This is a genomic window from Phytobacter sp. MRY16-398, assembly GCF_003925915.1.
Classification (GTDB): domain Bacteria; phylum Pseudomonadota; class Gammaproteobacteria; order Enterobacterales; family Enterobacteriaceae; genus Phytobacter; species Phytobacter diazotrophicus.
Genome location: NZ_AP018756.1, coordinates 1,053,786 through 1,074,712, shown reverse-complemented (window position 1 = coordinate 1,074,712; position 20,927 = coordinate 1,053,786). Strand labels below are relative to the sequence as shown.

The window sequence follows — 20,927 nt, the reverse complement described above, 5'->3', positions numbered from 1 at the left end:
CTTAGCGCCGTCAGCACGGCGGCGCTTTTCCCTGATCTTTTTAGCCATGGATACTGCATCATGATCAGCGTATTCGATATTTTTAAAATCGGTATTGGCCCTTCCAGCTCCCACACCGTTGGGCCAATGAAAGCCGGTAAGCAGTTCACGGACGACCTGATCGCACGCGACATGCTGCAAAACGTCACCCGCGTTGTGGTGGATGTTTACGGTTCCCTCTCACTGACCGGGAAAGGTCACCATACGGATATCGCCATCATTATGGGGCTGGCGGGAAATCTGCCGGACACGGTGGATATCGACGCCATTCCTGACTTTATTCAGGACGTTAATACCCACGGACGGCTGCTACTGGCAAACGGCGCCCATGAAGTGGAGTTCCCGGTTGATAAGTGCATGAATTTCCATGCAGATAATTTATCGTTGCATGAAAACGGGATGCGCATCACCGCCCTGAACGGTGAAAACGTGCTGTACAGCCAGACTTATTACTCTATCGGCGGCGGCTTTATTGTTGATGAAACTCACTTTGGTCAGAGCAGTGACGCCCCTGTCGCCGTACCTTACCCGTACAAATCGGCTGCGGACCTCCAACAACACTGCCGCGAAAGCGGACTCTCTCTTTCCGGCCTGATGATGCAAAACGAGCTGGCGCTGCACGGCAAGGCAGAGCTGGAGGCGCATCTTTCCGCCGTCTGGGACGTCATGCGCGGTGGAATTGAACGCGGCATCACCACCGAAGGTGTGCTGCCAGGCAAACTGCGTGTTCCGCGCCGGGCGGCGGCATTGCGCCGTCTGCTGGTAAGCAGCGATAAAACCACCAGCGACCCGATGGCGGTGGTCGACTGGATTAACATGTTCGCGCTGGCTGTTAATGAAGAAAACGCGGCAGGCGGGCGCGTGGTGACGGCCCCAACCAACGGTGCCTGCGGCATTGTCCCGGCGGTACTGGCCTACTACGACAAGTTTATCCGTGAGGTCAACGCCAATTCGCTGGCGCGCTATCTGCTGACCGCCAGTGCCATTGGCTCGCTCTATAAAATGAACGCCTCAATTTCCGGCGCGGAAGTGGGTTGCCAGGGCGAAGTTGGCGTCGCCTGCTCCATGGCCGCCGCCGGGCTGGCTGAACTGCTCGGTGGAAGCCCTGCCCAGGTATGTATCGCCGCAGAAATCGGCATGGAGCATAACCTTGGCCTGACCTGCGATCCTGTGGCCGGACAAGTGCAGGTGCCCTGCATCGAGCGTAACGCCATCGCCTCGGTAAAAGCGGTCAACGCCGCGCGGATGGCGCTACGCCGGACCAGCGAGCCGCGTGTTTGCCTGGATAAAGTTATCGAGACAATGTACGAAACGGGCAAGGATATGAATGCCAAATATCGCGAAACCTCGCGTGGTGGTCTGGCGATGAAAATCGTCGCCTGCGATTAATCATCCGGCGCCTCGTTTTGCGAGGCGTCTTCCCGAATCCCCTGCTGCGGATAGTCTCCCGGCCCCGTCAATGTTACCCTGAACGCCTGTATCATGGCCTGGAGGGAACGGTGGCTATCCATCTGCTTATTGTTGACGCACTCAACCTTATTCGACGTATTCACGCGGTTCAGGGTTCGCCCTGCGTCAACACCTGCCAGCACGCGCTGGATCAGCTGATACTCCACAGCCAGCCTACCCACGCGGTCGCCGTGTTTGACGATGAGGCCCGCAACCAAAGCTGGCGGCACCAGATGCTGCCCGATTACAAAGCCGGAAGGCCGCCAATGCCGGAAACCCTGCATGATGAGATGCCGGACCTGCGTGCCGCTTTTGCTCAGCGCGGCGTACAAAGTTGGGTGTCGCCGGGTAACGAAGCCGACGATCTGGCCGCTACGCTCGCCTGCAAAGTAGCAAATGCAGGACATCAGGCCACCATTGTCTCCACGGATAAAGGCTACTGCCAGCTTCTGGAGCCGGGCATCCGCATTCGCGATTACTTTCAGAAACGCTGGCTGGATGCCCCCTTTATCGCCAGCGAGTTCGGCGTTTCACCCCAACAACTCCCCGACTACTGGGGCCTTGCGGGTATCAGCAGTTCAAAAATACCGGGGGTCGCGGGGATTGGCCCGAAAAGCGCGGCACAATTGCTGACCGACTTTCAGGATCTGGAGGGTCTGTATGCCCGTCTGGATGAGGTGCCAGAGAAGTGGCGCAAGAAGCTCGAAGAGCATAAAGAGATGGCCTTTGTCTGCCGCGATATCTCGCGCTTGCAAACGGATATTCATATTGATGGCAATTTACAGCAGTTGCGTCTTTCCCGGTAGCCACCAACCGGCGTTTAGTCTGTAAAAGCGGGAAAGTAAACTGACCTGCCAGGCAGGTCAGTTATATGGGAAACGCTTAGCGCTCGTCGCGACGCCCACCCACCGCAGCCCACCAGCGACGGACGTGAACCGTCACCTCTTCGCGGTCATGGTAAAGCTGGCGCGCCTGGATCTCGGCATTGATGCCGTGCGCCTGAAGCTGTTCCTGAATATACGCCAGGTTCTGCTGCACCTCTTCGTAGCGCTTTTTCATCGGCAACTTGAGGTTAAAAATGGTTTCACGACACCAGCCGTTAACCAGCCATTGCGCCATCAGCGCGGCCACTTTAGCTGGTTTTTCCACCATGTCGCAGACCATCCACGAAATGTTATTGCGGTTTGGACGGTAGCGGAAGCCATCTTCCGGCAGCCAGGTCACCTGGCCGGTATCCATCAGGCTTTGCGCCATCGGACCATTATCCACGGAGACAACCCACATATTGCGTTTGACCAGTTGATAGGTCCAGCCGCCAGGGCAAGCCCCCAGATCCACAGCGTGCATACCGTTCGCCAGGCGCTCGTCCCACTCATCGGCCGGGATAAACACATGGAAAGCTTCTTCCAGTTTCAGCGTTGAGCGGCTCGGCGCATCAGAAGGGAACTTGAGACGCGGGATGCCCATATAAAACGGTGAATTATTGGTGGTGTAAGAGTACCCGGTATAGCAACAGCCCGGCGCGATAAAGAACACATGCACCACCGGGCGCTTCGGCGTCTCGTAGTTCACCAGAATGCCCGCCTCACGCAGCGCCGCACGCAGCGGCACGGTGAATTTGCGGCAGAACTTCATCAGCTCTTTGCTTTCGTTGGTGTCAGCCACTTCAACGCGTAAGTCACCGCCTTTCTCCACGACACCCTGCAACATCCCCACGATCGGAGTAATGCGATCTTCTGGCGGCAGATTCTGTAATAACTCGCCGACCACAAACATCTGACGGGCGAAGATGAGCGAGCTGAACGGCAGTTCACGCGCCAGCTTGTCTGCGTCTTCAGGCTGATAACATTCGAAAATGACATAGCCCGCGTTCTCTTTGACGCGGGCAAAACCAAACACCTCGCGGCGCCCGGCTTTGTCGGTAATTTCTGCGGCACACTCTTTCTCGAAACCAGGGCGGCACAGTAAAACAACTTTATTCATGAACAACGCCCTTACGTTTCAGACGGATTGCACCAATAAACATTAACACCCATCCTGCCAGGAAGCAGACGCCGCCAACAGGGGTGACAAACGCCCACAGGCGCAGATGCGAAAGCGCCAGGCAATACAGACTGCCGCTAAATAACACCGTGCCCAGGGCCAGAAATACACTACTCCAGTAAAACCAGATGCTGATACGACGCTGCATCGCCACCGCCAGCCCCAGAACCGCCAGCGTATGGAATGCCTGATAGTTGAGGCCGGTTTGGATCCAGCCCATCTCAACAACGCCCATCGATTTACTTAAAACATGTGCGCCGAATGCTCCCAGCGCAACATAAACAAAACCGCTCACTGCGGCGAAAATCAACATGAAACGGCTGGTCATGTGCGTACCCTAAAGTCATGCGCTTACCGCGCGTACAATTATTGTTCGTAGCGGAAACGAAATTTTTCCTGCTCGCTTGCCGCTTTTGCCAGGATCCACTGTCGAAAGGCGGCTATTTTACCCAGTTCTGCCTGGCTGTCATGACAAACCAGATAAAACGCGTTCTTACTGACCAGAACATCATTAAAAGGGCAGACCAGACGGCCTGCTTCAATTTCGGACTGTGCCATCACATTGTTGGCCAGTGCGATCCCCTGTCCATGGATTGCCGCCTGTAGCACCATCGCGCTATGGCTAAAAATAGGTCCCTGCTGAACGTTAAGATTAAGACCCAATTGCCGCGTATAAGTTTGCCAGTCCCGGCGAGACGCATCGTGCAACAGGGTGTGCTGAGCCAAATCCGCTGGCGTTTTCAAGGGCTTATCACCGGTTAATAATAACGGTGAACAGACCGGCAACAGATATTCCGCGTACAATTTTTCAACACGCAATCCCGGCCAGTTGCCGCGACCATAAAAAATGGCCACGTCGACGTCATCCGCCAGTTTGTCTTCCTGGCGATCTACAGCCTGGATTCGAACGTCGATTCCCGGATAAGCTGAGTTAAAGCTAGAGAGGCGGGGTACCATCCATTGAATGGCAAAACTGGGCAGCAAACTGACCGTCAACGCCCCTTTAGCACTGCGGGCCTGGAGTTTACGCGTCGCTTCGGTCAGTTGGGAAAATATCTCTTTAATATCCTGAAAATAACTCTGCCCTTCCTCGGTTAATAGCAGAGAACGATTACGCCGACGAAACAATTTGAGCCCCAGAAAATCCTCGAGAGACTTGATTTGGTGGCTTACTGCGGCCTGCGTCACAAATAACTCATCTGCCGCGCGCGTGAAACTTAAATGGCGCGCCGCAGCATCAAAAACACGTAATGCATTAAGGGGTGGTAATCGCTTGGACATGGTTATCAGGCTTAGATGTTAAGGCGTTTTAACAAACAGGAAACAATGCGTAACCTATTAGTTTTTTTTATCTGAGCCATTATAATTTGTCCGTTGAGCTTCTACCAGCAAATACCTATAGTGGCGGCACTTCCTGAGCCGGAACGAGAAGCTTTTTTTGGAATGCGTGTTCTGAAGGGCTTTTGGCTTACGGTTGTGATGTTGTGTTGTTGTGTTTGCAATTGGTCTGAAATTCAGGCCACGGTAGCGAGACTACCCTTTTTCACTTCCTGTACATTTACCCTGTCTGTCCATAGTGATTAATGTAGCACCGCAAGATTGCGGTGCTTTTTTTTGCCCGAAAAACGGCGTTATTTCTTCTCCAGCGCAACCATCTCTTTCACATCGCTACGGTTGATTTGCTGTTCATTGCCGTTGGCATCTTTATACGAAATCATACCGGTTTGATCGTCAGTTTTCGGTTTCCCGTCGGAGACAATCGTACGCCCGTCATTGGTATGTAAGGCGTAGTTAGGACCGGAACAGGCGCTCAGTGCAAAAGTAAACAAACAGGCAGAAATAATTGCAGCAGTCTTTTTCATCTTCTTTCTCCTCATAGCAATTAATGCTAAATAAACCTCAATAACTGACAGGCTTAAACATCCATCTAACAGTAATTAGCATAACCTGCTTACAGAAGGTTGCCTGGACAAACAGACAATTCCGATGGTTATCAACCTCCTTGCTCCGGGGATGAATTTGCGCGACGATCAACAGATTGATACGAGGAATACCATGAACGCTTTCAACCCGGCGCAGTTTCGCGCCCAGTTTCCCGCGCTCGCCGATGCCGGTATTTATCTGGACAGCGCCGCCACAGCGTTAAAACCGCAGGCGGTCATCGATGCAACGCAGCAATTTTATAGCCTGAGCGCCGGTAACGTTCACCGCAGCCAGTTTGCCGAAGCGCAAAAACTGACAGCGCGTTACGAGTCTGCCCGCGATCAGGTGGCGACGCTGCTTAATGCTCCGTCGGGTAAGAACATCGTCTGGACGCGCGGCACCACCGAAGCCATCAATATGGTGGCGCAAAGCTATGCACGCCCTCGCCTGAATGCCGGGGATGAAATCATCGTCAGCGAAGCCGAGCATCATGCCAACCTGGTTCCGTGGCTGATGGTCGCAGAACAGACCGGCGCACGCGTGATTAAGCTGCCGCTGGGAGTGGATAACCTGCCGGATATCAGTCAATTACTACAGCTTATTACTCCACGAAGCCGCATTCTCGCTCTGGGGCAGATGTCGAACGTCACCGGCGGGTGTCCGAACCTGGAGCAGGCTATCGCTATTGCGCATGAGGCTGGCATGGTCGTGGTGGTGGATGGCGCACAGGGGGTCGTGCATTTCCCGGCTGATGTTCAGCGTCTGGACATCGACTTTTATGCCTTTTCCGGCCATAAGCTGTATGGCCCAACGGGCATCGGCGTGCTGTACGGTAAATCGCATCTGCTGGATGTCATGTCACCGTGGTTAGGCGGCGGCAAAATGATTACCGAAGTGACATTTGACGGTTTTCAGACGCAGCCTGTGCCGTACAAACTTGAGGCGGGTACGCCAAACGTGGCCGGGGTGATTGGCCTCGGCGCGGCGCTGGAGTGGCTTAACGGTGTTGATATCGCCCAGGCGGAAAGCTACAGCCGTGGCCTGGCGACGCTTGCCGAAGACGCGCTCGCAAAACGGGCGGGCTTTCGCTCTTTCCGCTGCCAGGATTCCAGCCTGCTGGCCTTCGATTTTGAAGGTGTACACCACAGCGATATGGTCACTCTGTTGGCGGGTTATGGCATTGCCCTGCGGGCCGGGCAACATTGCGCACAACCGCTGCTGGCGGCGCTTGGGGTAAAAGGGACGCTTCGCGCCTCTTTTGCACCCTATAATACCCAACATGATGTGGACGCGCTGGTTGACGCCGTTGACCGCGCCTTAGATTTACTGGTGGATTGATGATTAATGCCGCATTTGCCGGGCATCCCTTTGGCCATTCCATTACCGAAGAGACGCTACGCCAGACCTTTCTTCCTCTTAAACAGTGGGAAGATAAATACCGTCAGCTAATTTTGCTGGGCAAACAGTTACCCTCGCTTTCCGACGAACTGAAAGCGCAGGCGCGAGAAATCGCAGGCTGTGAAAACCGTGTCTGGCTGGGGTGTACAGCCGCAGAAAACGGCGCGCTGCACTTTTTTGGCGACAGCGAGGGTCGAATCGTTCGCGGTATGCTGGCCGTGCTGCTGACGGCCATCGAAGGCAAGCTGCCACAGGTCTTGCTGGCAGGCGATCCGCTGGCACTCTTTGACGAACTGGGATTGCGCGCGGAGCTAAGTGCTTCACGTAATCAGGGGCTGGCGGCCCTGGCGGCCGCCGTGCAGGATGCCGCACGTCAGGCGCTTGCCTGACGCTCCGCTTTTGCCATCATTTTTTTCAGTGCATGGGACACCGCCACAAAACCAAAGGTGGCGGTCACCATGGTCGCGGCGCCAAAACCTGACGCACAATCCATCCGTTTTGGCCCTTCTGCCGTGCTTTTCATCGCGCACACTGAGCCATCTGCCTGCGGGTAAACCAGCGCTTCGGTGGAAAAAACACAATCCACGCCCAGTTTGCCTTTGCTGTTTTTGACCACGCCAAAATCGCTTTTGAGGCGCTCACGCAGTTTTGCCGCCAGCGGATCCTGAATGGTTTTTGCCAGATCGGCCACCTGGATTTGCGTCGGATCGATCTGTCCGCCTGCACCGCCTGTGGTCACCAACGGGATTTTATTGCGGCGGCACCAGGCGATCAGCGCCGCTTTCGGGCGCACGCTGTCGATGGCGTCAATCACGTAGCTGTAACCGGCCGCCATGTACTGGGCGACGTTATCGGCCGTCACGAAATCGTCAATCACGGTGACGCGACACTCCGGGTTAATCAGCGAAATACGCTGCGCCATCACTTCCGCTTTTGCCAGACCAACGTTGTCACGCAGGGCGTGAATCTGCCGGTTGGTATTGGTCACGCAGACATCATCCATATCGATCAATGTAATAGCGCCAATTCCTGTTCGCGCCAGCGCTTCGGCAACCCATGAACCGACTCCGCCGATGCCAACGACGCAGATATGCGAATCGGCAAACAGTTGTAGCACTTTTTCACCGTATAAACGCGCCGTGCCGCCAAAACGCTGGCGCCAGGCATCGCTGATTACCACAGACATAAGACCTCAGATGTAAAAAGGGTGAGGTTTATCCCTCACCCATGATGTTGCTGACAACCCTGGAGCGATGAAGTTAAGGGAACTCCCGGTGGCGCTTCGCTTACCGGGGCTACGTCATGCCATAAATCCGTTATTCTTGAAAACCAATTTTAGCGTATCACACTCAACCGCTAAAGACGTTACCCGTCCCCGGCGCGGTTTTCAGCACCCACACGCGACCATAATGGTTGTACCACCCGGCACGGTGACCGGCATCCGGGCCAATCCCCTGATAGATATCGAAGTGCTGCCCTTTAATGGCGCCCCCAACATCCAGCGCCACCATCAGCCGTAACTCATACTGACCGGTAAATTTGCCATTCGCATCAAGCAGCGGCACTTCTGCCAACAGCGTGGTGCCCGCCGGGATAATACTGCGGTCAGACGCAACGGATGCGCGGCCAATCAGCGGTACCGCACTCGCCCCTTTCACCGGTGCGTAGGATTGCGGTTTAAAGAAGACAAATGACGGGTTTTCTTCCAGTAAGGCACGCACTTCCGCTTCACTGTGTGTTTCACCCCAGTGGCGGATTGCCTGCATCGACATGTCTTCTTTTTTATACTCGCCCCGGTCGATCAGCACTTTACCGATACTGCGATAGGGATGACCATTTTTGCCAGCGTAGCTAAAGAAGTTCAGCGGGCTACCGTCGCCAAAATCAATATAGCCGCTCCCCTGAACGTCCATGATGAAGTTATCCATCAGCGAGTTGCTATAGGCCAGCACGTAGCTGTCGCTCAATGCGCCCGCGTAAATCTCGGCGCGGGAAGGCAGACGCCCACGTTTGGGCGGCATGCGATAAATCGGATACTGGAACTCGCCCTGGCGGGTATGGCGCGCCTGCACAACCGGCGTGTAATAACCGGTGAACTGGACGTTACCGTAGTTATCCGCCCCTTCCATCTGCCAGGCATCAATACCGTACTGGCGCATCGTGCGGGTATCGCCTCCGGCACGCAGCCACTGCTGTACCGCGTTATAAACGTTGCTCTGTCCTGAATAGAGGCGCGGAGAAGCGCTGCGGATTTGATTTACCTGCTCGGCAAAGTCGCCCGCGTTAATCGGCGCGCCAGTCGCATCAGGCTGGTTTACCAGAGAGAAAGGCTGGGAGAATTTCCCGTCCTTATATTGTTGACCGCGATCGGTCGGCTTTGAAGTACAGGCGGCGAGAAGTGCTGCCATTGCGCCTGCGAGTAGATATTTTGCCCAACGTCCTTTCATTTCTCTCATCTTCTGGTTAATCCGGAGCGTGATGAAGATAACAAACCGCCCCTGCGAATGAAATGCGATTGCGCAACCTGCCGCAAATGCAGTACAAAAAACACCCTTATCGTACTGTTTTTATACAAATGTCGCGCTAATAAGCTATTCCGTTAAAAAAGGGTTGCATCAAAATGTTAGCGGAGTATAGTGCGCATCCACGGACGCGGGGTGGAGCAGCCTGGTAGCTCGTCGGGCTCATAACCCGAAGGTCGTCGGTTCAAATCCGGCCCCCGCAACCAACATCATAAGCACCCTCAAGGGTGTTTTTTTGTTTTTATTCTTCACCCTTCAGGCTGTGCCATTGTTGGCTGCCCTCATTCACCCCAGTCACGTACCCTTGTACGCTCCGGGGGATTCATTCCGTTGCCGCCTCGAATAAAATACTGACTAAAACACTAGCCTCTTCTTGCCAGCGTTGCGCCATCGGCAAAGTACGCCTTAATCCCTGCAAGAATCGACTCCGCCACCTCTTGCTGGAATTTCGCCGTCTTAAGCTTACGCTCTTCTTCCACGTTACTGATAAACGCCGTTTCGACCAGAATCGACGGAATATCCGGTGCTTTCAGTACCGCGAACCCGGCCTGCTCGACACTGTTTTTATGCAGGTTGTTAACATTACCCAGCTTGTTAAGCACCGCTTTGCCAAATTTCAGGCTGTCGTTAATGGTTAGTGACTGCACCATATCGAACATCGTATGGTCGAGATAACGATCGCCGCTCTTGCTAACCCCACCGATTAAGTCGGAGGCATTCTGCGTTTCCGCAAGGTATTTCGCCGCCGTACTGGTCGCCCCTTTGGTTGAGAGGGCAAAGACCGACGAACCGCTAGGCTGGCGGCTGCTAAAGGCATCCGCATGAATGGAAACAAACAGGTCGGCGCGCTGCTTTTGCGCTTTGGCGACACGCACTTTCAAGGGGATAAACACATCCTCATTGCGCGTCATGTAAGCTTTCATATTGCCTTCCTGCTCAATCAGCGCGCGCAGGCGACGGGCGATTTGCAGCACCACATCTTTTTCGCGGGTCCGGTATTTCCCGATGGCGCCCGGATCCTCACCGCCATGGCCAGGATCCAGCATAATAACGATCGGCCGATCCCGCCCCGCTTTGCCCGGTTGTGGCCCGCTTTGCGCTGGCGGCACCTGTTTTTCCAGGTCGCCCTGGTTGTACTCTTCCAGAAGCGCGAGCAGCGGATCCTGAACATCTTTCGCATTCGCCGGATAAAGATCCATTACCAGACGTTCTTTAAACCCTGCCACCGGCGCAAGGGCGAAGAGCTGCGGTTTAATATCCTGCTTAAGCTCAAACACCATACGCACCGTTTTTGGATCAAACTGCCCAACGCGCGCAGATTTGATAAAAGGATCATCGCCGCGAATTTGACTCCCCATCCCTTTCAAAACGGAGTTCAGGTTAACGTCTTCAATATCAACAACCAGCCGATCCGGATTGCTGAGCGCAAACTGGCGATATTTCAGCACACGGTTAGACTCAACGGTCACGCGAGTATAGGTTGACGCAGGCCAGACGCGCACCGCCACCACCTGACTGACGGCGGCAAGACCGACCTGACTCACGCTCAATAACCACATAGCGCCCGCCCCTTGTAACAATCGGCGGCGGCTCAGCCTTGATTGACTTCCCGACATGCTTCTCCCGAGCAAAAAAGATGAAATACTAAGTAAACGTCAGATTTGACCGAAAACTTTAACGAATGACGCATAAACTGTCATCTATAAAAGGGTAAACATACACAATCCATGCAATGGCACGCAGGAATTATTCTTTGTCTAAGGCGAATTTATGGCTTGCACCCAGCGCCATAAAAGAATAAAAATACACAATTTACGAATAATCATGCAGTGAGGGTTGGCCGTGGTAAAGGAACGCAGAACCGAACTGGTACAGGGATTTCGCCATTCTGTTCCCTATATTAATACCCATCGGGGAAAAACGTTTGTCATCATGTTGGGTGGCGAAGCCATTGAACATGAAAACTTTTCCAGCATTGTCAGCGACATAGGCTTACTCCACAGCCTCGGCATTCGCCTGGTGGTGGTGTATGGCGCACGTCCGCAGATTGATGCCAATCTTGCTGCGCATAATCACGAACCGGTGTATCACAAACATACCCGTGTGACCGATGCCAAAACGCTTGAACTGGTGAAACAGGCCGCCGGTCTGCTGCAACTGGATATTACCGCTCGCCTCTCCATGAGTCTGAACAATACGCCATTGCAGGGCGCGCACATTAACGTGGTGAGCGGCAACTTCATCATCGCCCAGCCGCTGGGCGTGGACGATGGCGTTGACTATTGCCATAGCGGACGTATCCGTCGTATCGATGAAGAAGCCATCCACCGCCAGTTAGACAGCGGCGCTATTGTGCTGCTCGGCCCCGTTGCGGTGTCTGTCACTGGCGAAAGCTTTAACCTCACCTCGGAAGAGATTGCGACACAACTGGCCATCAAACTGAAAGCAGAAAAGATGATTGGCTTTTGTTCATCGCAGGGTGTCTACAACGAAGATGGACAGATTGTCTCCGAGATGTTCCCGAACGAAGCCCAGTCGCGGGTCGAATCGCTGGAAGAGCAAGGCGATTACCACTCCGGAACAGTACGTTTCCTGCGTGGCGCGATGAAAGCCTGTCGCAGTGGCGTTCGCCGCAGCCACCTGATCAGTTATCAGGAAGATGGCGCCTTATTGCAGGAGCTATTCTCTCGCGACGGTATCGGTACGCAGATTGTAATGGAGAGCGCGGAACAGATCCGTCGTGCCACCATTAACGATATCGGCGGCATTCTTGAGCTGATTCGTCCACTGGAGCAGCAAGGTATCCTGGTGCGTCGTTCGCGTGAACAACTGGAGATGGAGATCGATAAATTCACTATCATTCAGCGCGATAACCTGACCATCGCTTGTGCGGCGCTCTATCCGTTCCAGGAAGAAAAAATCGGCGAAATGGCCTGCGTAGCGGTACATCCGGACTATCGCAGTTCATCGCGCGGCGAGGTGTTGCTTGAGCGCATTGCGGCCCAGGCAAGACAGATGGGTCTGAGCAAACTCTTTGTCCTCACCACCCGCAGCATCCACTGGTTCCAGGAACGCGGCTTTACCCCGGTGGATATCGATTCCCTGCCGGAAAGTAAAAAAGAGATGTACAACTATCAGCGGCGTTCAAAAGTGCTGATGGCAGATTTGGGCTAAGTTGCCCCACAGCCCTCACCGCCGGGTGAGGGCTATGTTCTACAGCGTTTCAAAAATGGCGTTTAGCCCGCTTCGCCGTTCGGTACGCGTGGCAATGGCCTGCGCCAGTATGCGTTCATCGGCATACAGCGACAGGCGTTTTTTCGCACGGGTAATCGCGGTATAAACCAACTCTCTTGTTACCACTGGCACAATCTGGCCTGGCAAAATCAGTGCCGCATGATCAAACTCCGAGCCCTGCGATTTATGCACCGTCATCGCCCAGGCGGTATCATGTTCCGGTAAACGACTGGGCTGTACCGATTTCAGACTACCGTCAGGTAACGGGAACCAGACACGAATGCCCTGCCCCTGATCGAGCGCAATACCAATATCGCCGTTAAACAACCCCAGCGAGGCGTCATTACGCGTGATCATGACCGGCCTGCCGTGATACCAGCGCGCATGCGCCGGGCGGGTAATCCGTCGCTGCCGGACCAGCGCCTGCTCAACACGATCGTTCAGCCCACTCACGCCAAATGGCCCTTCACGCAATGCGCACAGCAGTTGATATTCGCCAAAAGCGGCGAGGACCTCTTGCGGCTGCGCGCCATCGCGTACCAGCCCAAGAAAATGACCATAGCCTGCCAGCGCATCATCAATCATGCTCTGATAGTCTTCTGCGCTTTGCAGGTGCTTGTTTTCGATATCGCTAAAGCCCTGGCTCAGCACCGCGCTTGCCGCCGTTTTATCACCACGGTTAACCGCCGCCGCCAGTTGCCCGATACCCGAATCGCTGCCGAAGCGGTAACTTTTTTGCAGCAGGCACAGGCTGTCACGTAGCGCACTGGCCGAAGTGCCTTCTCCTGCGGGTACGGTTGTTCCTGTTATCCGCGAGAGCTGCGCGGCACGCTCTGGCGTAAACCCTTTATTGACCCAGGCGCAAATGTCTCCGAGTACCGCACCGGCTTCTACGGACGCCAACTGGTCTCGGTCCCCGAGGAATATCACCCGGGCATGTTGCGGCAGTGCATCAATCAGCCGCGACATCATCGGCAGGTCAATCATCGAAGCTTCATCCACCACCAGCACATCCAGATGCAGTGGATTGCCAGCGTGATAACGCAGCCGTTGGCTACCGGGCAGCGCGCCCAGAAGACGATGCAGGGTACTGGCTTCATCAGGTAGCGTCGCCTTTTGTTTGTCAGTCAACGGCAACTGGCGAAGCGCCGCTCCCAAAGATTCCGTCAGGCGAGCGGCTGCTTTTCCGGTTGGTGCGGCAAGACAAATGCGACAGCGTGCGCCATCAGCCATTTGCACCAGCGCGGCAAGCAGCTTCGCCACCGTCGTGGTTTTCCCGGTGCCAGGGCCGCCCGAGATCACCGATACGCGGCGGGTAAGCGCAACCGCCGCTGCCACCTTCTGCCAGTTAATGTCATCCGAAGGCTGAAACAGGTCGTCCAGCGCCTGCCGCAGACGGTTTTCATCTACCTCCAACGGTTGATTAACCCTGGCAAAAAAGTCGGCAATACTGCATTCGTTGCACCACATACGGTTCAGATACAGTCGCTCACCCACGAGGATCATCGGCGTTGCCACCTCCCCCTCACTCACCGCAGGCGAGGCCAGTAACGTTTTTCGCCAGTCCGCCGGATAACCGGCTTCTTCATAAAGAGAAGCCAACAGCGGATGCGCTCTGGCGGGCAGGTTTTCCGGCGCTAAACGGGAAAGAGGCAGGCAGACATGCCCTTCTCCGGCATCAAAGCTCAGCATTGCCGCTGCCAGCATTACCGCCGGTTCATCATCGCTTGCCACGGTCAGGGCGAATTGCACATCCAGCGGACGCAAGATTTTTAGCTCTACGGCGTGTTGCAGTAACGTACGCAGTCTCATTGCGCCACCTCCAGTGTTTCCCCGGCAAACAGGGCATCCATCTGGCTTATCAGTGCCGCGTCAGGCCGGGTGGTAAAGATCCCCTGCTGCGAATTATCGGCCTCGACGCCACGCAGGAAGAGGTAAATAACACCACCAAAGTGGCGCTCATAATCGTACCCGGCGATGCGGTGGCGCAGGTAACGATGAAGGGCAAGTGTATAAAGTTGATACTGCAAATCGTAACGGTGAGATTGCATGGCGGTAGCCATTGCCTCACGGGTATAGGCCTCGGCGGATTCTCCCAGCCAGTTCGATTTATAATCCAACAGGTAGTAACGCCCTTCGTGGCGGAATACCAGGTCAATAAACCCTTTTAGCATGCCGCGCACCTCGCGAAAATCCAGCGGCGGACAGCCGGCAGACAACGGATCGTACTGGCGTATCAGCGCATCGAGCGTCCCGGCGCGCAGATTTTGGGCAATCGGGATATAGAACTCCATCTCTACCTGCTTTTCCTTTGCCGTTAACTGATGCAACGACGCCCCCGTATCGGCCAGGGGAACGTGAAGGATCGTGTCGATCCATTCGCTAATAACCGGCTGCCAGTGCTCTTCAAAACCGCCGCGCTGGAGTTTCTCTGCCACCCAGGCTGGGGCAATCGGCTGGGTGAAATCCAGATCTTCAAACAGGCTGTGTAAGAACGTCCCCGGCGAGGCACCACGTGGGAACTGATGCGGCGTCAGCATTGGCTCAGCCAGCAGATCTCGCTCCCCGGCGGCATCAAGGTCCAGACGCGGCAATAAATCCTGCGCAATGCCATGCGCACGCTGTTGCAGCCCGGAATAACTGGTCACGCGCCAGTCATCACGTATGGTTCGCGTCATCTGGCGGGCTGTTAACGCCTGCACGACGTCTTGCGGCGCCTGCCAGCGAACGTTGTCCGGCACATCGGGCATACAAAGGGCGATATTATCGTTACACAGCGCCTCGACGCAGGCCCGAAGCCCCTGCGCATCGCGAGGTTGTCCCTGCTGAATAAGCCGCCCCAATGCGTTGAGATGGAAATCGCTGTCACCCGTTTTCTCGCCGCGACGACGAGAAATAGGGGCAATTCCCAGACTGCAATGCCAGACCGAGCGCGTCAGCGCCACATACAGCAGACGCAGATCTTCCGCCAGGCGTTCCGTCTCCGCCAGTTCAATGCTCTCCTCGGCTTTGCTGAGGTCCAGCACTGGCGCAAACGACGTGCGGTCGTGGTAAAACGCCTGATCCTGAACGCGGAAATTGGCGATAAAAGGCAGCCAGACCAGCGGGTATTCCAGCCCTTTCGATTTATGGATGGTGACGATTTTCACCAGATGTTTGTCGCTTTCCAGACGCAACTGTTCACTCGACGAATTCGCATCCGGTTCGGCGATATGCTGTGCCAGCCAACGCACCAGCGCATGTTCGCTCTCTACCTGTGTGCCTGCTTCCTGCAGTAATTCACTCAAGTGCAAAATGTCCGTCAGACGGCGTTCGCCACCCGGCGTCGCCAGCAGGTTTTCCGCCACGTGGCGCGCACTCATCAATGCATGCAGCATTGGCATAACGCCGCGCTTAAGCCACATGTCCCGCCAGCCAGCAAACTCTTCTACTATCGCATCCCAGGCGGCTTCGTCCTGGTTAAGCGTTTCGATATCCAGCGCACTCAAACCGAGCATGGAGGTCGCCAGCGCGCTACGTAACGTGTTTTCACGTTCCGGCGCCAGCACCGCCTGTAATAGCCAGAGCAGCTCCTGCGCCTCCGGGGTATCAAACACGCTGTCACGGTTAGAAAGATAAACCGAGGGAATATTAAGAAGACCCAACGCATCGCGAATCAGTGACGCCTCATGGCGGCTACGAATCAGCACGGTAATATCAGAAGCTTTTACAGGACGAGTCGTTTTTCCCTCATGCAGCAACGCCTCCCCCTTCTGCCCGGCTATCAGCCAGTCGCGGATTTGCGTCGCGCAGAGTTCAGCCATAAAGGTTTGATAATCCCCGACGCCGACACCCTCGCTTTTCATCAGCCACATCGCCATTGCTGGCTGTTTTTCTCCTTTTATCGTAAACCGCAGCGACTGGTTCTTCGCCGCTGATTTCACTGGCTGGAAAGGGATTTGCCGAAACATAAAGGCGTTGTCGGTCTGGCTGAAAAGCTGATTAACACTCTCCACCATTCCCGGCGCGGAACGCCAGTTGGTATCAAGCGTATAGCGGGCGTTTACTTCATCGCGCGCTTTCATGTAGGTAAAAATATCGGCCCCGCGAAACGCGTAAATAGCCTGTTTCGGATCGCCTATCAGAAGTAGCCCGCTTTCCGGCTGGTGGTGCCAGATACGACGGAAAATACGATACTGCTGGGGGTCGGTATCCTGAAATTCATCAATCATGGCGACCGGGAAACGGGTGCGGATCGCCGTTGCCAGCGCCTCGCCACTCGCGCTTTGCAAGGCGCTGTCCAGCCGACTCAACATGTCGTCAAAACCGAGTTCGCCACGGCGACGCTTTTCTCTGGCCACCGCTTCACGGATTTCGCGCATCGCGCTTGTTAGCATCAAATCGTTGAGCGTCAGCGGTGCATTCAGTAAGGTTTCAATCGCCTCGAAAACCGCATGTTCCGGTACCACACCGCCCTCTTTGGTCCGCTCACGCAGGAACGATTGCGCAAACTTTTCCAGCGCTTCCGGTAACTGATAACTACAGGTCGTCTCATTGGCCCAGGCGCTGATCTTCTCGATCCAGCGGGCCTGGTTGGTACGATTGAATTTTTGCCGCATGATCCCGGAGCCTTCAATTAGCGGCCCCAGTTCGTCCACGGACGCAACCCACTGCTGCTTAACGCTATCGATCTGCTCAATGATTTTCTGATGGCGACTCTCCAGCGTTTCATCCGCTGGCGGTGCGGCTTTGATTTGCGGCGCTTCACCCTGCAAATAGCGGTCGATGGCTTTGAGCAAATCATGCGGGCCTTTCCACGACTCGTGAACCACCTGCGCCAGATCACGCGGCAAGGGGTAACAGTGGCGACGCCAGAAGTCTGCGCAGGCCTGGTAGCGCAGCAGTGACTCGTCTTCGATCAGTTGCTGTTCAAACAGCATGCCGGATTCAAAGGCGTTGAGGCTAAGCATGCGCTGGCAAAAACCGTGGATAGTAAAGACGGCCGCTTCATCCATCTGCCGTTCAGCGAGCATTAGCCACTGCGCGGCCTGTTGCTTATCGGTGATCTCGCGCAACAGGCTGGCATATAACGGGTTGTCCGTTGTTTCGCGCAAACAGGCGATGCGAAGTTCATGGATATTGCTGCGAATGCGACCGCGAAGTTCTTCGGTGGCGGCCTCGGTAAAGGTCACCACCAACAGCTCTTCGACGTTTAAAGGGCGTGGAAAGGCGGCATTGCCGCCTAAACCAAGTAACAGCCGCAGGTAAAGTGCGGCGATGGTGAAGGTCTTACCGGTGCCCGCAGAGGCTTCAATCAGGCGCTCGCCGGTTAGCGGCAAGCGGAGTGGATCAAGGGTCTCAGCGGTTTCACTCATTTTTCTCGCTCATCAGGGGTAAAGATTGCTGCAACGCGCTGACGCTGTCCCAGACTTTCCACCCTTCGGGCTGCGCATACTCCGCTTTCCCACTTTGGCTTCCGGAAATCTGTGACAATACCGCCATGCCCTGCGGCTCAACCACCGCCTGATGGAAGAAATCGGCAAGTTTCTGCGGCGTCAGCAGTTTTATCTGAGCCACTACTTTATCACGTGAATCGAAGCGCATATTGCCCCGATCAAAATCTTTACTGAGTTTTGAGGCTTCTTCGCCCAGCGTCTGCGGCGCCTGCTGGATTTGCGCGATAACCCCTTGTTGGATTTGCGCAAATTCTTCCGGCTTCATGGCACGCAGCTTCGCTTCCGCAGTTGGGAAGAAGGCCTTATAACGCTCCCACAACCAGGCAGGCTGCTTGCTGTTGCTCTGTAATAAGAAACCCATCCCCCACTGACGGCCAATGCTCATTGGGAAGGCGAAAACCGCATAACCAAGCTGCTCTTCGGTACGCAATTGGTTATAAAACCACGGCTGGATGATCTGCCCGAGCATTGCGCTATAAGCCGAGCTGGTATACTCATCGACCCCTGACGGAACAAACACGGCGGCCAACGCGGAATCGGTGCTGTTGCCTGCTTTTTCGAATATCACCGACTGCGGTTTGTCGATCAGTACCTCTTTGTTGCGACACCATTCGCTACCTTTCGCGCTCAATTGCTCCTGAACGCCGTGCGCCAGGTCTTTAGCCTGCTGGTCGGTAAGGTTCCCCACTACCAGAAATTCAGGACGCGCATTGGTTTTCAGTGCATCACGATAAGCAAGAATGTCATCCAGTGTGATTGACGGCAGCAGCGCACGACGGTCTTCTCGCTGGAAGTAAGGCACCTGAGAGAGCATCTGGACTGGCATGATAGCCTGATCAAATGCTTTGCCTTTATCCGCGGAGTCCATCATTTGCGCATACCAGGATTTCGCCTGTTCAAGTTGCTCTGCGGTCGGCGTATAGCTGAAATATCCCGCCAGCAACGCCTGGAACAACTGTGGCAAACGCTGGGTATACCCGTTGGCGTTGAGCATCAGACCATTATTGGCATTGGTCGAGAAACTGATGCCGCCTGCCGCCGCCTGATTACTTAACTGGTCCAGCGCGATCCCCGCCAGATAGTCGTTCAGGGCGAACATTACCTGGTTTTTCGCGCTATCCATCGCTTTTGGATTACGCAGCACCACGCTCACATCCGCTTTCGGTTCGTTCGCGAAATAGCGGCTCGGCATGTAGACCACCCGCAGATTTGGCTCGTCAACGATCAGCTCCGGATTAGTGTACTCTTTCGCCGGTTTGATCAGCGTAAAGTCATCCGGAATATACGGATTAAGTTCGGGAGTTTTCAGCGTAATTTCGGCCGACTGCTGCTGCCACTGTGCAAACAGTTGTGGGGTGATTTTATTCACCTGATACGGCGCGTCGACAAAATATGCTGTTTTGTCATGTGGCTCAGTAGGGCTGATATACCAGATACGGGCATTTTGCGGCGTCATTTCATCCAGACGTGCCTGCACGGCTTTGGCGTCGTACTGGTCGGCAATATTTACCGAATCCAGCGTATGCGCCACCGGCACGCGGATCATGGTGTCCGCCAGCCATTCAACGTATCCCATATCACGCGTAATCGACGGGTAGCGAAAATCGAGATCCAGAATGTGCGCCAGTTCGTCAAAATAGCGCTTATCCACGCCCTTCTCGCGCAGCATGGTGAGATAGCTAAAAATAGCCGCCACCACCTTATCACGGTTGGCCTGGCCTTTATCCGTCAGAGTGGCAGAGATAGCCAGCACACCGCTATTTCCGTTCACGACCGGGTCAGAATCTGCCCGGATACCTTCTGCCAGCCCCTGTTTTTGCAGCCAGTCAGAAAGCGTTCCCGGGCTACGGTTACCGATAAGATAGGTGATCAGCTCATCCGTTTTGCTACGAAATTGCGCGGTGTTGTTATCAATGCGAAATTCAACGCGCAGCACCTTGCGCGGCACCGCCGGAACGTAGTGAATAATGATGCCTTTTTGCGCATCGGTAACTACCGGAACGTCGATAGCTGGACGTTCAATGTTTTTATTCGGCACCCGGCCAAAGGTATCAACCGCAATTTTCGCCAGCTCAGGCAAAGGGCGATTACTGTAAATCACCGCTTTCATCAGATTGGCAGAATAGTATTTTTCGTGAAACGCGAGCAGCGCTTCGTGCACCGGACTACCGGGCTTATCACTCAGCGTTTCGAGGTTACCACCAGAGAAGCGTGCGCCAGGGTGCGCCGGGTTGATGGTCTCCGCGCTCACCTGCGCCATACGCATCCCGTCACGGGTACGCGCCATGGTCAACTCTGCATTGACAGCGTTACGCTCGCGATCGGCATATTTTTTCTCAAGCAACGGTGCGGCAATCGCATCAGCCAGTCGGTCAACGGCCCCTTCCAGCGCGTTGTTTTCCACTTCCAGATAAAACGCGGTGCGATAGGGCGCGGTGCTGGCGTTATGGCTACCACCGTGCATTTTCAGAAATTCGGAGAGGCTATCCGGCTGCGGGTATTTTTTCGAGCCCATCAGAGACATATGCTCAAGATAATGGGCAAGGCCGGGATGCGCGGCAGGGTCTTCAAGGGAACCTACCGGGACGACAATTGCAGAAAGGGATTTTACCGCCTGGGAATCGGAAACCAGCAGTACTACCATGCCGTTGTCGAGACGAATCGCCTGATACTGGCGGGTATCTTTATCGCTCTTACGGATAGTTTCTTGTATCGGCTGCCAACCATTATCTGCCTGACTGTACGACGCCCAGAGGGCAAAGAACACAACGAAAGCTTTTAACCAGGTGCTGCGGGGCATTCACGAACCTCATCATTAACAATCCCCTCGCTTTCCAGCCTTGCTGAAACTTTCGGGGCAAAACGTGCGTCGGCAGCATGCCGA

The 20,927-nt window shown here is 54.9% G+C and carries 15 protein-coding genes and 1 tRNA gene; 6 read left to right on the top strand and 10 right to left on the bottom strand.

Annotated features, from left to right (window positions below; genetic code table 11):
• Window positions 1-60 precede the first annotated feature (60 nt).
• Complete coding sequence (locus MRY16398_RS05120) at window positions 61-1,428, top strand: L-serine ammonia-lyase (protein WP_125123931.1); 1,368 nt, start codon at window positions 61-63, stop codon at window positions 1,426-1,428.
• 110 nt (window positions 1,429-1,538) lie between these two features.
• Window positions 1,539-2,294: a flap endonuclease Xni gene (xni, locus tag MRY16398_RS05115; RefSeq protein WP_039077088.1), complete on the top strand. Its 756-nt coding sequence runs from the start codon at window positions 1,539-1,541 to the stop codon at window positions 2,292-2,294.
• 76 nt (window positions 2,295-2,370) lie between these two features.
• Here the strand turns inward: xni and rlmM are convergent, their stop codons facing one another.
• The 4 genes from rlmM to MRY16398_RS05095 form a co-directional block, all read right to left on the bottom strand.
• Window positions 2,371-3,471, bottom strand: coding sequence for a 23S rRNA (cytidine(2498)-2'-O)-methyltransferase RlmM (rlmM, locus tag MRY16398_RS05110; protein ID WP_079498499.1), 1,101 nt, complete (start codon window positions 3,469-3,471; stop codon window positions 2,371-2,373).
• A complete protein-coding gene (locus MRY16398_RS05105; protein ID WP_039077090.1) occupies window positions 3,464-3,859 on the bottom strand; it encodes a DUF423 domain-containing protein in 396 nt (131 codons plus the stop codon). Before MRY16398_RS05105 ends, rlmM begins: the two co-directional genes overlap by 8 nt.
• Before the next feature lie 38 nt (window positions 3,860-3,897).
• A complete protein-coding gene (gene gcvA, locus MRY16398_RS05100) occupies window positions 3,898-4,812 on the bottom strand; it encodes a glycine cleavage system transcriptional regulator GcvA (protein ID WP_039077091.1) in 915 nt (304 codons plus the stop codon).
• Window positions 4,813-5,162: 350 nt separating this feature from the next.
• A complete protein-coding gene (locus MRY16398_RS05095) occupies window positions 5,163-5,393 on the bottom strand; it encodes a YgdI/YgdR family lipoprotein (protein WP_039077092.1) in 231 nt (76 codons plus the stop codon).
• A gap of 193 nt (window positions 5,394-5,586) precedes the next feature.
• Here MRY16398_RS05095 and csdA point away from each other — a divergent pair, with 193 nt between their 5' ends.
• Together csdA and csdE are read left to right on the top strand one after the other, a co-directional pair.
• The gene (gene csdA / locus MRY16398_RS05090; protein ID WP_108700701.1) at window positions 5,587-6,792 is read left to right on the top strand and encodes a cysteine desulfurase CsdA; all 1,206 of its coding nucleotides are present in this window, start codon (window positions 5,587-5,589) and stop codon (window positions 6,790-6,792) included.
• Window positions 6,792-7,241, top strand: a complete 450-nt coding sequence (csdE, locus tag MRY16398_RS05085; protein WP_039077094.1) for a cysteine desulfurase sulfur acceptor subunit CsdE — start codon at window positions 6,792-6,794, stop codon at window positions 7,239-7,241. Before csdA ends, csdE begins: the two co-directional genes overlap by 1 nt.
• On the opposite strand, the gene tcdA is transcribed toward csdE, so the two are convergent.
• Both tcdA and mltA read right to left on the bottom strand, forming a co-directional pair.
• Complete coding sequence (tcdA, locus tag MRY16398_RS05080; RefSeq protein ID WP_125123930.1) at window positions 7,226-8,038, bottom strand: tRNA cyclic N6-threonylcarbamoyladenosine(37) synthase TcdA; 813 nt, start codon at window positions 8,036-8,038, stop codon at window positions 7,226-7,228. The genes csdE and tcdA overlap by 16 nt on opposite strands.
• Before the next feature lie 163 nt (window positions 8,039-8,201).
• The gene (mltA, locus tag MRY16398_RS05075) at window positions 8,202-9,299 is read right to left on the bottom strand and encodes a murein transglycosylase A (RefSeq protein ID WP_039077096.1); all 1,098 of its coding nucleotides are present in this window, start codon (window positions 9,297-9,299) and stop codon (window positions 8,202-8,204) included.
• Window positions 9,300-9,503: 204 nt separating this feature from the next.
• On the opposite strand from mltA, the gene MRY16398_RS05070 reads away from it, so the two are divergent.
• Window positions 9,504-9,580 (top strand) — tRNA-Met (locus MRY16398_RS05070).
• A 156-nt stretch (window positions 9,581-9,736) separates the two neighbouring features.
• Here MRY16398_RS05070 and amiC read toward each other — a convergent pair.
• Window positions 9,737-10,990, bottom strand: a complete 1,254-nt coding sequence (gene amiC, locus MRY16398_RS05065; RefSeq protein WP_072039691.1) for an N-acetylmuramoyl-L-alanine amidase AmiC — start codon at window positions 10,988-10,990, stop codon at window positions 9,737-9,739.
• Between the two features lie 226 nt (window positions 10,991-11,216).
• Here amiC and argA point away from each other — a divergent pair, with 226 nt between their 5' ends.
• A complete protein-coding gene (argA, locus tag MRY16398_RS05060; RefSeq protein ID WP_039077099.1) occupies window positions 11,217-12,548 on the top strand; it encodes an amino-acid N-acetyltransferase in 1,332 nt (443 codons plus the stop codon).
• A gap of 39 nt (window positions 12,549-12,587) precedes the next feature.
• Here the strand turns inward: argA and recD are convergent, their stop codons facing one another.
• Genes recD through ptrA form a run of 3 tightly spaced genes read right to left on the bottom strand, consistent with a single transcriptional unit; the run spans window position 12,588 to window position 20,843 of the window.
• Window positions 12,588-14,420: an exodeoxyribonuclease V subunit alpha gene (gene recD / locus MRY16398_RS05055; protein WP_125123929.1), complete on the bottom strand. Its 1,833-nt coding sequence runs from the start codon at window positions 14,418-14,420 to the stop codon at window positions 12,588-12,590.
• The gene (gene recB / locus MRY16398_RS05050; protein WP_125123928.1) at window positions 14,417-17,962 is read right to left on the bottom strand and encodes an exodeoxyribonuclease V subunit beta; all 3,546 of its coding nucleotides are present in this window, start codon (window positions 17,960-17,962) and stop codon (window positions 14,417-14,419) included. Before recB ends, recD begins: the two co-directional genes overlap by 4 nt.
• Window positions 17,955-20,843: a pitrilysin gene (ptrA, locus tag MRY16398_RS05045; RefSeq protein WP_125123927.1), complete on the bottom strand. Its 2,889-nt coding sequence runs from the start codon at window positions 20,841-20,843 to the stop codon at window positions 17,955-17,957. Before ptrA ends, recB begins: the two co-directional genes overlap by 8 nt.
• Window positions 20,844-20,927: the final 84 nt, after the last annotated feature.

What these genes read in the sequence shown, in the direction of transcription:
- csdA (WP_108700701.1), top strand. Translation starts at nt 5,587, where the DNA reads ATGAACGCTTTCAACCCGGCGCAGTTTCGCGCCCAGTTTCCCGCGCTC.
- ptrA (WP_125123927.1), bottom strand. Translation starts at nt 20,843, where the DNA reads ATGCCCCGCAGCACCTGGTTAAAAGCTTTCGTTGTGTTCTTTGCCCTC.
- gcvA (WP_039077091.1), bottom strand. Translation starts at nt 4,812, where the DNA reads ATGTCCAAGCGATTACCACCCCTTAATGCATTACGTGTTTTTGATGCT.
- recB (WP_125123928.1), bottom strand. Translation starts at nt 17,962, where the DNA reads ATGAGTGAAACCGCTGAGACCCTTGATCCACTCCGCTTGCCGCTAACC.
- recD (WP_125123929.1), bottom strand. Translation starts at nt 14,420, where the DNA reads ATGAGACTGCGTACGTTACTGCAACACGCCGTAGAGCTAAAAATCTTG.
- mltA (WP_039077096.1), bottom strand. Translation starts at nt 9,299, where the DNA reads ATGAAAGGACGTTGGGCAAAATATCTACTCGCAGGCGCAATGGCAGCA.
- MRY16398_RS05105 (WP_039077090.1), bottom strand. Translation starts at nt 3,859, where the DNA reads ATGACCAGCCGTTTCATGTTGATTTTCGCCGCAGTGAGCGGTTTTGTT.
- MRY16398_RS05120 (WP_125123931.1), top strand. Translation starts at nt 61, where the DNA reads ATGATCAGCGTATTCGATATTTTTAAAATCGGTATTGGCCCTTCCAGC.
- tcdA (WP_125123930.1), bottom strand. Translation starts at nt 8,038, where the DNA reads ATGTCTGTGGTAATCAGCGATGCCTGGCGCCAGCGTTTTGGCGGCACG.
- csdE (WP_039077094.1), top strand. Translation starts at nt 6,792, where the DNA reads ATGATTAATGCCGCATTTGCCGGGCATCCCTTTGGCCATTCCATTACC.
- rlmM (WP_079498499.1), bottom strand. Translation starts at nt 3,471, where the DNA reads ATGAATAAAGTTGTTTTACTGTGCCGCCCTGGTTTCGAGAAAGAGTGT.
- amiC (WP_072039691.1), bottom strand. Translation starts at nt 10,990, where the DNA reads ATGTCGGGAAGTCAATCAAGGCTGAGCCGCCGCCGATTGTTACAAGGG.
- MRY16398_RS05095 (WP_039077092.1), bottom strand. Translation starts at nt 5,393, where the DNA reads ATGAAAAAGACTGCTGCAATTATTTCTGCCTGTTTGTTTACTTTTGCA.